Below are 13,291 nucleotides of genomic sequence, written 5' to 3'. Positions count from 1 at the left end.
GGGAAAATGCATGGAAGAGAACAATAATAATTTAGGGAAAAAAGTTGCTATATCAGTAATGTCAGCAGCTTTACTTGGAACATCAGGATATCTTGTGTATGACAAAGGATTTAGCACAGCAGGAAGAGAAACCGTAAAACTAGCAAGTAATACAGAAGAGAAAAAAGATGATCGTATTACAGGAAGCAATTTACAATCTATGTTCCCAAATTTAGTTGCTGATCCTGCAAAAAAAGATGACAAACCTGGCGAAAAACCAAACGTTAATTTAGCAGACCTAATCGGAAATAATAAATCACCAATTACACCAGTGACGTATAAGCCAGATGATGTGTCGGTGGAAAAGAAAGATCCACAGATTAAATTGTCAGACGCACCAATGCCACAAAAGCCGGAACTGCCAACTAATATGGGTGGTCCTGTGGTGGAGCCGAGTAAAAATTTTCCGGATAGTTTGGTGGATACGGGGAAAACACCTGGCGATGGAAAGACGCCAGGTGGCGATAAAGAACCAGAGAAACCAAAACCGGGTGATGATAAAGAACCAGAGAAGCCAAAACCAGGTGATGATAAAGAACCAGAGAAACCAAAACCGGGTGATGATAAAGAACCAGAGAAACCAAAACCGGGTGATGATAAAGAACCAGAGAAACCAAAACCAGGAGATGAAAACCGGGTGATGATAAAGAACCAGAGAAAACAAAACCAGGTGATGATAAAGAACCAGAGAAACCAAACCCAGGTGATGATAAAGAACCAGAGAAGCCAAAGATGATAAAGAACCAGAAAAACCAAAACCGCCAGTTCCACACGATCAAATTACTGTATCCCCAATAACTGGAGATATTTTGGTGGAGTGGTATGCTGGGAATGGAGAAAGGTACTCGTCGGTATTTTTCAATGATTATTATGATAAAGGACAAAGTTCTGATACATTGAATAATAGGGCTGAATATTCCAAGGAAAATAAAGAGTTAACACTTATATCTCAATTGAATACATCTTCAGATGCAAAGACAATTGCTGATCATAGATTAACATTGGACAATTTGGGAGAAATTTTAGCTAATAAGGAGAATTATTCGAATCAAAGTGAATTATTTTATTTACGTAACCAAATGAATACACTTAAGAAAAAGGATAAAACACAACAAGAGTTACAAGCATATTTAAATGAAAATAAGAAAGAGTATATTCAATCTGTTGCAAAGTTAGTTTACGATAAGGCTGTACAAGAGGAGAATATTTGGTTAAATAACCCAAATGATATAGTTTCTTTAGAACAATCTTTAAGTAAATATTACTTAGTTACTTCGGTGCTTGAAAGTGTGGATCCTAAATTAGTAGAGGCTGCAAATCAACGTGTAGAAAAGATTTTCTACAAACTATTACAAGAAGAATTAAAAAATATTAACATTGAAACACCAGTAGTGACATCTAAAAATGATGCAAAAGAAAACGTAAGTCCAGAAAAAGAAACTGTAACTAGCAGTAATGGAGGACAAGTGGTTGTTAAAGAAGATAATACGAATAAAACTGGGGTGTCAGAAATAGCTAGTGAGAAAGAGCAAAAAGATCAATTAATTGAAGCTAATAAAAACAACAAAGAAAATACGAAAGAAGTAAATCATAAAGAAACAAATAGCAATGATGCAGATGGTCAAATGAAACCAGAAAAACCAGAAAAACCAAATCCGATCAATCAAGCGATTGAGAAAATTGAAACATATTTAACCCCTGAAAGTCTAAACTATGAAAATGCTTTACTATTAGCAAATCAATGGATTGATGTCGCAAAAGACCAGCAAAAAGAAAAATTAAATCAGCAATTTAGTATAGCGGTAGATGGGCTTAGGGGACAGATGAAAGACCCTGAACTTTCAGTGGAAGATGCCTTAAAGAAAGCAAACCTATTAGCAAGTACGGCAAGGGTAGAACAATCTGTTCGAGATGAAGCAAATAAAATGTTAATGCCACTTATGTTTGAAAGAAAAGCAAATGAGGCTGCAAATAAAGGAGAATATTATACAGCTGTATTGAATATTGCCAATGCAATTCGCACAAACCATCCATTGGAGCGCTCCAGAGAAGAAATGGTGAATTATGCAAATAAACTATGGGAAAAAACAGAAGTCGAATGGGAGCAAATCAATGGAACACCAGATTGGCAAGAAAAGGCTGAGAAAACTGTACTTCCATCGTATACATTATTGGCACAGTTGAAAGATATCGATAAAACAATTGAAAAAATCGTTGGTATGAGTGTTATTGACAATGCGTCGAAAAAGATGGAGGGAATCCAACTAATAGAAGTAGCAAATACAAAAGCGAATCAGAACGGAAAGCTTTACGAAGCTTTACACTATTATGGACAAGCTTCCTATCGTGGGGTTAATGATAAAAAAGGATTTTCGGATGTCGCAAATCGCGTATTAAAAGAAGGGGAAAAAATTGAAAAGAGTAATTACCTATCAGCTTTAGAAATCTATCAAATTCTTTATAAAACACCGGGGATTGAAATGACTGGAGTGAAAGATAAAGCAAAAGTTGCCATTGAATATTTAAGTACATTTGATGCTGCTAATAAAAAGGCTACTCGTATAAACACTATTGAAGATTTAGCATCAGTAGTTGAGCTAACTCATCAAGCGATGAACTTAGGATATCAGCAGGCACCTGCAAAAGAATTTATGAAAGTTGTCTCTGAAAAAATGTTACAAACAGGTAAAGGGTATTTAGACAAAAATGACAACAATAATGCATATAAATGTTTTGAGTTTTTAACTCGACCACAATATGCAGCAACGATTGATGGAGAATTGCGCCAAAAAGCAATGGAGAATTTAGAAAAAGTAAAAGCTATGGATGCTCAAAAATAAGTAGATAATAAGTTCGCCATCTTATCTCAAGTAAGATGGCGAACTTTATTCCAAATAAGGAGTGAAAGTTAATGAGTTTACTAGAAATTAGTCCATTAGATGAGGCGTTAGTGGAAGCGTTGCAAAATGAAGAAAAAAGAAGCTATTTTTATGAAATATTACAGAAATCAAATTTATTCGTTGTTGCTTCTGTCGAAGGGGATACAAGTGTAGATGAAGAAGGAAATTTGATTTCTACTAATAATACACAATTACAAATTCATTATTTTGAAATGGAAGAAGGATTAATGTTACCACTTTATTCGGATTTAAAGCATCTAGAAATGGTTATTCCAGAAGAATGTCCGTATGTCTCTATGAATGCAGTTGAATTATTAAAAACAATAGATTTAGAGGCAAATGTCATATTGAACCCAGGAACAAAATTTCAAAAATTATTTGTAAAGGAAGAAATTGAAGCGGTTTGTGATAACAGTATTTTTGATGTTTTTTCTAAAGGGAATAAGTAAAAATTGATGCAGTTCTATTTCTTTTTGGTATAAAATAGAGGAAGGTGGGAGAAGGTTTGGAGATTAAGGTCAAACCTGAACAACTCGAACAAATTGCCAAAAACATATCAGAGATGCAAACACACAGCCAGACGATACAACAAAATCTCAATCAATCTATGTTTAGTATTCAAATGCAATGGCAAGGAGCAACGAGTCAGCATTTTTATGGGGAATATATGAGATCAATGAGACTCATGGAATCTTACATACGTAACTTACAAGTTACAGAAAAAGAATTACGGCGTATCGCTCAAAAGTTTCGTCAAGCAGATGAAGAATATCAAAAGAAACAAAATGAAAAATTGAAAGAAACCCATAAAACAGAAAAGAAACATGAAAAATCATGGTGGGAAAAGGGAGTAGAAGGAGCAGCTGAATTCATTGGAGTAAATGATGCAATTCGTGCAGTTACCGGTAAAGACCCTATTACAGGGAAAGAATTATCATCAAAAGAAAGACTCATCGCCGCAGGATGGACACTCCTAAACTTTGTTCCTGTTGGAAAAGTGGCAAGTCTTGCTGGAAAAGGAATAAAGTATGTCGCTTCTAGCTTTGGGAAGACGATTGTAAAAGCAGGAAAAAGACTAGGCGAAGGCGTAACAATGGTAGCCGGAAAAGCTGGAAAAGCAGCTGTTGATGGCATAAAAACAGCCAGCCACAAAGTAACAGAAGGTGTAAACTTTGTAGCCTCGACAGCAAAAGGATTTGCCGACAAAATCGGAAGTCTATGGAACAAAGGTGCTACAACTGTAAAAACAACCTTCTTGCAGGGGAATGAAAAGATCCAGCACGCAGTAAAAACATTACTGGAGTACAAATGGATCCCAGGTTTGGGAAAAGCCTATGTCATGCCTGGAGTAGGAATGGTCCGAGAGATGGGACAGCATTCTCTGAAAGATGCTTATCAGTATATGGAGAGTAAGGTTGTTAAGGGTACGGTTGGAGCTAATAACTTTAAATTTGGAGATAATGCTAAAAATCATTTGAAAAATGTTGAGAATATAAGCACTAAGAAAGGAGTTAGTGGTGGACATAACATGGATGAATTTTACAATGCTTTGAAAAATCAGGGTGTTGATGTAGAAGACTTAATTATATCTAAAAAATCACATTCTTCAATTGAAGGGATTTATGAGATAGAATACAAAATACCTAGAAAAGATATGGCTGGAAATATTGCAGAACCTGTTTCGTATAAAAATATTAAGGAGCCTAAAACAATATACGATCCAGCAATGATTAGTGATGATAAGATATATCAGTGGGGAAAAGAAGCAATGCAAAAGGGAACAATAAATGGTAGGCTTGTTGAAGGTACTGCTTCAAATGGATTGAAGTTCAGAGGTTATTTAAATGATACTGGAGAGATAACTAACTTTTTCCCAATTCTAGACTGATATTATAAGATACAATGTTTATAGGAGGATAAAATGAATAGTAATTTTGAATTTATTGAAGATAAAGAGAAAAACGATGAATTAATGTCAATATATTTTAACTTTATAAACGGTAAGTACTTGGAAAGAGCTTTGAGTTTTTTTGTGAAAAAAGAGGGGTTTGGACAAGAAATAGTATTTGTTCATTTTCAGTCGGATTTAGATGAATTTGATATGTCACAGCTACCTATACCTTTAGATGATAAGCATGTGTTGGTTGAATTAGATTCTCCAGCTGTTGAGTCTGAACAACAAGTGTATTTGGACTTTGAAACTTTTTATAATTATTTGGAAGAACATGTGAAAAAAGAAGTGGAAAAAAATCCAGAAAGAAATGGATTAATGGATTTATTAGTGCAAGTTAAGCGTAGCTTAAATTTGTAATATCTTATAGCCATTTTACTAGATTCGAAGGGCAGAAAAAGAACTTTTTGAAAAACGCGTTTTTATTAGGATTTTATTATATTTCAATAAGGGAGATTGTCTGATATTGAATAAGTAAAGAGGAAGTTATAGATGAAGAAGACTTAACAAAAGAGACCTCATATTTGAGGTCTCTTTTGTTAAGTGTATTGAAAAAATCCCTAATTAAAAATTAGCGTGAGATCACAACTATAAGGGTACGGGGAAAGTTGGAAAAGGGAATTCTGATCTACTTGATAATACCGGTAGGTTTAAAAATGCTGAGTTGCCAACGAAGTATGATGTATATTGTGAAAGGAAATACAAGAATGGTGAAGCGCCTAAAGAGCCACTGGAGTGGAAAGAAGCAAGTGAAAAGTGGGCATCACTTAAAGAGCAGAGGCAAGAATTTTCTGATGAAAGTTTTAATCTATTTTCACAGCAGTATGAAAATGCTCAACGAGAAATAACCATTGTTACGCATGAAGGGACCAAGGTGAGAGTTGACGCAATTGCATCTGATGAATATGGGAATGTTATTATACAAGAATATAAAAGTTCCGCTACTGCTCCATATACTACTAATCAAGAAAAGGGATTCCCTGAATTGAAGAATTCTGGTGGGGCAGTCGTAGGTGAAGGAAAGGGAGATTTTTCAGGGGGATACGAAGTGCCTAGTGGAACACGACCGCAAATTGTTCGTCCTGAGGGGACAACTTATTTTGGTGAATAAATGAGGTGAGAGACAAGTGTCGATATTAGACAAAAATAAGATAGATGGAATTGGCAAGAGTATGGGTGAAAATAAGTTAGCATTAATGATTGCAGATCATTTAGACTGGGAAAATGAACTTCAGCACTTAGCATTGTTACAAGATAAAATTAATGCCTATGTATCTTTTATTGAAAGTGGGCAAATCTATAGTGTATATCCGGATGCTAAGTTAGTAGATGGCTTTATATTTGATTTAAGATTTAAATATAAACCGACTGAAAATTGTAATAAATTATTAGAGGTTTTTAGGAAGAATACTCAAGATTTGAGGATTGAGTTTAAAACATATGAATCTTAGGTAGTTTGAATTGGAGATGTAAAATGAAAGCGAATAAAGCATTTGAGCGCGTATGTAATCTAATATCTGAAAAGTATTTAGATAATGGTTGGAAATATTCTAAGTCGGGTCATTGGATGAGTAAAAAAGATAAAAATTTCATTTATAAGGTATTCTTTTATACAAGTTGGAATAATATATCTGATAAAAATGTAGTATTTTATGGTGAATGCGCAATTCTTCCTTTAAAATCTAAAGATAAAATATTTCATATTAATACACGTCAGTGCAATGTACCAAGCAATCAGTTATATTGGAACATAGCAAATGAGGAAGAGTGGGAGCGGACAGTTAACGAATTCTACAATTGGTTAAATAGTGTATTTATGCCAATTGTAGAAAGGTGCACGAATGATTTGAACAACTTTGTAAAAGAGGTTGTTGAAAGGGGTTTTTATCCTCAAAAGGGTTATATGGTAGATATTAATTTTATATTAAAGCACGGGTCACGTGAATTGGCGGAGGAAGCTATCAAAAGATACTATGACAGTTTGGAAGAGTCAATAAAAAAAGAATTTAAAGATAACTATGAAAGTATGGTGTATGGTAATGAAGCAGTTAGTGCATATGGTAATAACATGATGAGAAATTACACCAATTTTAGAACTATCATAGATAATAAAATACGTGTTACTTTATAGTACATCAAATGGTTTGACTTAGTAAGCGATAATTGGTAATCCAATTATCGCTTTTGGTTTTAAATAAGGGTACGGGTAATAATTCTTCGAGTAAGGATGTTTATGGACCTTATTATGATGAGGCAAAAAAATTACACGAAACTAACCCTGATTGGTATCCTAATCCTGATGAATCTACCCTAGTAAAGGGTAAAGGGTAAAGGGTAAAGAACTAAAGGAAACAAGAGCAGACTATCAAGCGTTGGTTAGAAGAGGGGAACTTGAAAAAGGTCACCATGTACAAGGTTTATCTTTTGGGGAAGAGAATGTAAGTTCAAATATAAAGAATACAGGAGAATCGACTATTCGTCGAGAGCAAATTGATGATTTGAATTCGGATTTTTATCATGAAATGGGTTATGGTAAAGAAAATGCTAAGGTACTAAAAATACATGAGAATGAAAAGGGGATTATTGTATTTGGTAATAATCCACAACATACTGAGGTTACTGTTTTTCAAAATAAAGTTCTGAAATGGCAACGAGAAAATGGACAGAGATAATTTAATGAAAGTAGGTGCATTTATGGGAGAAACGAGAAATCTTATGAATAGTATATGGTTTGGAGAAAAAACAATTTTAGCTAAATCGGAAATAAAAGAAAAAATTTTAAAATCTGTAACGGAAACGGAAGTTTTATTTAACTTAATAGAATTATTTAAAACGGGGGATTTTACTCAAAAACCACTATTAGTTCAATTAATGAATCAGACTAAAGATGAAGCGGTTCTGAATTTATGTATTAGAGTATTTTTATCTGTCGCAACACATGAAGACTTAAGGGATTCAAATAATCTCCGTTTTCTTAGTGAGATAACTGAAGAAACAGTAGACACTTTTGCATCAGCAGCCACAACCTCACTTTCTCTTGAGGTAATTCCATATTTATTGGCTTTACTTGAAGAGTGGGAGGAATTCATTGATACAGCTACTATTATAAGAGACTCTATTGATTCTTTTATTAATTTTGAAGATCAAATTGGTGAAGATGCAACTATAGATGAAATTGGAAATTTTTATTTTAAGTATTGTCAGGATAAGGATACAAATAGTTATTATTTTCAACAGAATTTAGCTTTTCCTGGAGACTTAGCTAAAAAATTGATTCAGCGGGTTATGATTGCTGCTAATAATGAGGAGCAATTAAAAATGGAATTAATACCATCTTTATTATCAATTTGGACTGGTGAAAGAGTACCTGCGGATTACAACACTATTATTAGTGCAAGTAATTATAAAGATTTTATTGACTATATAAACGAACTTTCAAGTGAAAACTGGGAAAAGGGAAAAAAATATTTTTACGGATATAAGCTTTAACTATAACCTATGAAAAACAAAGTATATGTGAAGTGGATAGGAAAAAATAATAGGGTGTTTGAAAATACATACTTCATGATGGTTATACCATCATAGAGTACTGTGTGCAATGATAGAACAGAAAACGAAGTATGAGCTTAGGCGAGATGACATTTTACTGAGTCATGAATATAAACACATGGGACGGACATAAAACTAACGAACTCGTACAAACTCGTAAGTTTTTACATAGTAGTTGTCACGGCATATAAAAGGTGCCATACTGTTACTGCAAAACTTACAAATACATGTTACTTAAAAACATTTGAACTTAAAGCACTTGATTGTCAACTAAAGGAAACAAGTGTTTTTTTGCGTTTTAGGATAGAAATAGGTAGACACATTATAATTTTATAAGTGCACGAAGTATTAAATTTTTATAGATTTTAGTGGCGTTGTACAGTGTATAACGAGAGTGGAAGAAAAAATAAAGGGTTGTATTATTTTTTGAAGTCATCGTAAAGTACGTTTTAACGGAAGGACAAGTACGTGATGGACTACAAGCACTATTGTCCGATATGGCGAAAGTATTAATACAACGAGAACTAAAGAAATATGAAGTAGATGTGAAGGCGATTGAACAATCTATAGTATTTACACATGATCCAAATGACTTTTTGGTGAATGGCATGTTAGAGCTATTAGACCGATATTAACGTCTTGAGAAATCTTTTTCGACAAAAAAATAATATATCCCTTGACAGTTACAAATATAACCGATATACTTCATATTAATTTCAAAAGAAAATATATTCTAAATATTAAAATGTGTTGAATAGGAGTAGTAAGGTCATGTATTTGTACAGAGAGCTATGGGTTGGTGCGACATAGTCAAATGACATCCTGAACTCGCCTAGGAGCAGTAAGGTGGAACGGAATCACATTCTTAGTAAATCTTAACGGTTAACCTTCGATATTAGGTTTGTAATCAAACGATTACTACTAAGGTGGATTCATAATGGAATCAATAAGGGTGGTACCGCGTTAAGTAAATGGCTTAGCGTCTCTTTATATAGAGATGCTAGGCCATTTTTTTATTATATGGAAGAAGAAATGGAGGGTTTATTTGGATAGGTCTATAAAATTTATTTATTTATATAAAAAGATTTAATTAGGAGGAAAATGAGATGAAACAGACGGAGCAATGGACTTCGAAATTAGGTTTTATAATGGCAGCAGCCGGATCAGCAATTGGACTTGGTGCGATATGGAAGTTTCCTTATATCGCTGGGAAAAGCGGGGGAGGAGCATTCTTTTTAATCTTTATATTATTTACTGTATTAATTGGGCTACCGCTACTTATAGCTGAATTTATGATTGGTCGCAGTACACAGAAACAAGCGGTTGGAGCATTTAAAAGTATCGCGCCAAATACAGGATGGCACTGGATTGGACGACTTGGCGTTGGAACATGTTTTATACTACTTTCGTTTTATAGCGTTGTAGGTGGATGGGTGTTAATTTATTTATTCAGAGGAGTAACGGGACAACTTATTACTCCGGGACAAAATTACGGAGCATTATTTACTGAAACAATTGGAAATCCCACTTGGGCGATTATAGGACATTTCGCTTTTATGTTCATTACGATATGGGTTGTATCAAAAGGTGTACAAAATGGAATTGAAAAAGCAAGTAAATATATGTTGCCAGCATTGTTCGTTTTATTTGTCGCTCTTATTATTCGTTCGTTAACACTTGATGATGCAATGAAAGGTGTGAAGTTTTTCTTACAACCAGATTTCTCAAAGATTACTTCGGAAAGTATTTTGTTCGCAATGGGGCAATCATTCTTTGCGATTAGTATCGGGATTTCGATTATGGTCACGTATAGTTCCTATTTAAATAAAAAAGAAAGTTTACCAAAATCAGCAATAACAATTGTTGGATTGAATTTATTTGTTTCTTTATTTGCGGGTCTTGCTATTTTTCCGGCTGTATTTTCATTAGGAATGGAGCCGACAGAAGGACCTGGATTACTATTTATCGTATTACCATCTGTATTTAGTCAAATTCCATTCGGTGGATTTTTCTTAACAGTATTTCTTGCACTATTTACATTTGCGACATTAACATCGGCATTTTCTCTGTTAGAGACAGTTGTTTCAGCATTAGCAAATGGTGAACAAGAAAGAAGAACGAAACTATCATGGATCATTGGTTTCTGTATTTTCTTAGTAGGTATACCATCTGCGTTATCATTTGGAGTATGGAGTGATATTACGATTTTTGGAAAGAATATTTTTGATGCGGTAGACTTTTTATCTAGTAATATATTAATGCCACTTGGAGCACTATTTATTAGTATTTTCGTTTCATTCAAAATGGAGAAGAAGGTACTAGAAGCAGAGTTTTTTGTAGGTGGTAATTATGGAAAGAAAGTATTTACTTGTTGGGCATTTTTACTTCGATTTGTAGCACCACTTGCAATAATTATAGTCTTCTTAAATGTAATAGGGATTATTTAACATTAAATGTTATAATATTCAGTAAAAAAAGGGAGGTGATGATCATAAAGGCAAATTTGATAGAAGCAGGGAGATACATGAATATTAGAGGGAAAAAGCTATACGTTGAAACGCATGGAAATCCTAAAGATAAACCAGTCTTATATTTGCATGGTGGACCAGGAGAGAGTTGCTATGATTTTTCATTTCATCAAGCGGAACGTTTAAAAGATTCTTTATATGTAATGATGATAGATCAAAGGGGTGTTTGTCGCTCAGAAGAAATTACTGAGGATGAAGCTTTTGGATTAAATGATTTAATTGAAGACTGTGAGGAACTAAGAAAAGCATTACAAATTGAAAAGTGGTCTGTAATTGGACATTCTTTCGGTGGCTATTTAGCATTGTTATATGCGTCGATATATCCAAGTTCAATAGAGAAAATAATATTTGAAGGGCCAACTTTCGACTTTGCATTAACAAGTAGAGCTTTGTTGCAAAAGACAGGGCATTTATTAAAAAAATATGGAAAAGAAGAAGTAGCAGAAGAGTCTCTTGCTTATTCATCTAGCAATGCTAGTTCAAAAGAGTTGTTAGAAGCTTATATAAGACTAAGCAATGAATTAGAAGAAAAAAGAATGGAGATTTACAATAATAAGGAAGATAGGACAGATGAGAGTTTATACAGTGATGAAGAGTGGGAAATATTTTCAAATCGCTCTCAAATTCATTTTGATAGATTAAAATTAGAGGGCTCATGTCATACGTCATTATTATATAAAATAAAAGAAGTACAGAATCAAATGTTATTAATTGTAGGAAAACATGATGTAGTAACGTGTGAAGAACAAATTAAAACATTTAATAAAGATGCCCGAAACGGCAAGTATATCGTATTTGAAGAGAGCGGTCATTCACCTCATTATGAGGAAGCAGATAGGTTTGCAGAAACAGTCATACATTTTTTGAAATGAAGAAAAGGGTGCTTCTATAAATGAGAGGCACCCTTTCTATATTTCTGGATATGTGATTGTGATGTTAGGCCACTTACTTTGCCAATTCTTTTTTATAACTCTGTTTTTGTACATATGTAATCGTTCTTTCGATTCAAGAAAATGAGCTGTTGGTCTCACTTGTAAGGAAAGGACATCTTCAATACCACATGGGGCTGTTAATATGACGTTGTTTAGTTCATCAAGTGTAACTCCTAAAGCCGTTGCTGTTTCAGGAAATTTAGAAATAGCATCAACAGAAGAAGAATATGGTGGCATATTATTCACTACATGCATACGAGCTTGATTTTTTACAGACCAAGGGATAGTAGCATCCATATTCATTAATTTCGTTTCTAATGATTGTTCGTATATCTCATCTTGATGTAGACTATCATAATAAATTAAATCAACATCAGGCATAGCCGTTTTAGCTTCATAGTCATGTAAAGTATCCCAAATTTTAGAACGAACAAAGCCGGCACAAACCCACCAATCAGGTAACTCTAGTGATTTTGCCATTTGTAATACATTCATCATCCATTCGTCGTTTTCTATTAAGCGAATGATATCTTGTTCTGTTTGTATAGTCATTTGTTATCTCACCTGCTTTTTTTTAGAGAGTAAATTTAATTCATAAGCTTTATAATCCATGTAATCCAGTAAGCACCTGGTATGAATAACAGTTGAGCTAGTAATGTACCAAAAAGTCTAGAAATCATTAGCCAAGCATACATTTTACTCATTGCTTCAGCACCTTCTTCTGATTGAAGAGCTCGCTCTGTTAAAAGAGCAATACGTGGATCTAGTAGCACTGTTAATAAAATAGTAGCAAAACCATTAATAAGACCAGAAGCTGTAGTGGCTTTTGTTGCGAAAGCTGGAATTAAAAAAGAAGCATATAGTGCGGAAAGAACTCCCGCTGTATAAATTGCAGTAGCGAACATGTTAATAAGCATTATACGCTTTGGAATACCGCCGATACGCAGTCTATGAATCATTTCTAACTTTGGAAAGCGGACATATTTTTTTGTGTACTTTAATTTTTGAATGTTATTCGTTTTCATCATTCGAATGAAAGAACCGTCTGTTTCAAAGTTTTGAATGACATATCCAAATAGTTTTGTCAAAGTTGGATACAGTATAATCGCAAGCAACGTACCGATAGAAGCAGATAATAGTACAAGACGTATAATATGCTCTAAATCAATAGAAGGATCTAGTTTTGCTTCGTCCACAATCCCGCCAAGTAAAAAGGCTTGTAGTAAGTTTGACGTTCTTGAAATGAGTAATACGATTCCTACGACGGATAATGCGACAGCAATCTTCTTTAAACGAACCCCCGCTAATCGAATACTATAAGAGCTTGTTTCAACTGCGTGGATTACAATTGTGAAAGCCATTATAAAAATTAACGTAATTGACATTTGTTTC

12 protein-coding genes, 2 pseudogenes and 1 other annotated feature are annotated in these 13,291 nt (G+C 33.9%); of the genes and pseudogenes, 12 read left to right on the top strand and 2 right to left on the bottom strand.

The window, feature by feature from the left end; genetic code table 11:
• Nucleotides 1-10: 10 nt before the first annotated feature.
• The 12 genes and pseudogenes from DN400_RS23675 (at nt 11) to DN400_RS23615 (ending at nt 11,839) form a co-directional block, all read left to right on the top strand.
• A pseudogene (locus tag DN400_RS23675) lies at nt 11-2,879 on the top strand (hypothetical protein).
• 71 nt (nt 2,880-2,950) lie between these two features.
• On the top strand, nt 2,951-3,388 hold the full coding sequence (locus DN400_RS23670; RefSeq protein ID WP_098255404.1) for an SseB family protein: 438 nt from the start codon (nt 2,951-2,953) through the stop codon (nt 3,386-3,388).
• A 56-nt stretch (nt 3,389-3,444) separates the two neighbouring features.
• Nucleotides 3,445-4,827, top strand: a complete 1,383-nt coding sequence (locus tag DN400_RS23665) for a WXG100 family type VII secretion target (RefSeq protein WP_016512880.1) — start codon at nt 3,445-3,447, stop codon at nt 4,825-4,827.
• A 33-nt stretch (nt 4,828-4,860) separates the two neighbouring features.
• The gene (locus DN400_RS23660) at nt 4,861-5,250 is read left to right on the top strand and encodes a hypothetical protein (RefSeq protein WP_001087573.1); all 390 of its coding nucleotides are present in this window, start codon (nt 4,861-4,863) and stop codon (nt 5,248-5,250) included.
• 304 nt (nt 5,251-5,554) lie between these two features.
• Nucleotides 5,555-6,001, top strand: a complete 447-nt coding sequence (locus DN400_RS23655) for a hypothetical protein (RefSeq protein WP_001142463.1) — start codon at nt 5,555-5,557, stop codon at nt 5,999-6,001.
• A gap of 16 nt (nt 6,002-6,017) precedes the next feature.
• Nucleotides 6,018-6,341, top strand: a complete 324-nt coding sequence (locus DN400_RS23650) for a DUF6572 domain-containing protein (protein WP_000025254.1) — start codon at nt 6,018-6,020, stop codon at nt 6,339-6,341.
• Between the two features lie 23 nt (nt 6,342-6,364).
• Complete coding sequence (locus tag DN400_RS23645; protein WP_147801960.1) at nt 6,365-7,021, top strand: hypothetical protein; 657 nt, start codon at nt 6,365-6,367, stop codon at nt 7,019-7,021.
• Between the two features lie 241 nt (nt 7,022-7,262).
• On the top strand, nt 7,263-7,562 hold the full coding sequence (locus tag DN400_RS23640) for a hypothetical protein (protein ID WP_147801959.1): 300 nt from the start codon (nt 7,263-7,265) through the stop codon (nt 7,560-7,562).
• Nucleotides 7,563-7,566: 4 nt separating this feature from the next.
• Complete coding sequence (gene imm47 / locus DN400_RS23635; RefSeq protein WP_061660132.1) at nt 7,567-8,379, top strand: Imm47 family immunity protein; 813 nt, start codon at nt 7,567-7,569, stop codon at nt 8,377-8,379.
• Nucleotides 8,380-8,906: 527 nt separating this feature from the next.
• A pseudogene (locus DN400_RS23625) lies at nt 8,907-9,071 on the top strand (recombinase family protein); the annotation flags it as partial.
• A gap of 109 nt (nt 9,072-9,180) precedes the next feature.
• Nucleotides 9,181-9,429, top strand: a binding site (T-box leader).
• Between the two features lie 116 nt (nt 9,430-9,545).
• Nucleotides 9,546-10,886 (top strand): sodium-dependent transporter, encoded by a 1,341-nt coding sequence (locus DN400_RS23620; protein WP_000814553.1) that lies wholly within the window; start codon nt 9,546-9,548, stop codon nt 10,884-10,886.
• 38 nt (nt 10,887-10,924) lie between these two features.
• A complete protein-coding gene (locus DN400_RS23615; protein ID WP_000584227.1) occupies nt 10,925-11,839 on the top strand; it encodes an alpha/beta fold hydrolase in 915 nt (304 codons plus the stop codon).
• 36 nt (nt 11,840-11,875) lie between these two features.
• Here DN400_RS23615 and DN400_RS23610 read toward each other — a convergent pair whose 3' ends face one another.
• The gene (locus DN400_RS23610) at nt 11,876-12,451 is read right to left on the bottom strand and encodes a nucleotidyltransferase family protein (protein WP_000155289.1); all 576 of its coding nucleotides are present in this window, start codon (nt 12,449-12,451) and stop codon (nt 11,876-11,878) included.
• A gap of 35 nt (nt 12,452-12,486) precedes the next feature.
• On the bottom strand, nt 12,487-13,284 hold the full coding sequence (locus DN400_RS23605) for a lipid II flippase Amj family protein (RefSeq protein ID WP_000028911.1): 798 nt from the start codon (nt 13,282-13,284) through the stop codon (nt 12,487-12,489).
• Nucleotides 13,285-13,291: the final 7 nt, after the last annotated feature.

The organism is Bacillus sp. AR8-1 (genome assembly GCF_008042345.1).
Lineage (GTDB): Bacteria > Bacillota > Bacilli > Bacillales > Bacillaceae_G > Bacillus_A > Bacillus_A cereus.
The sequence above is the reverse complement of the archived record's forward strand: the minus strand, read 5'-3'. Positions and strand labels throughout refer to the sequence as shown.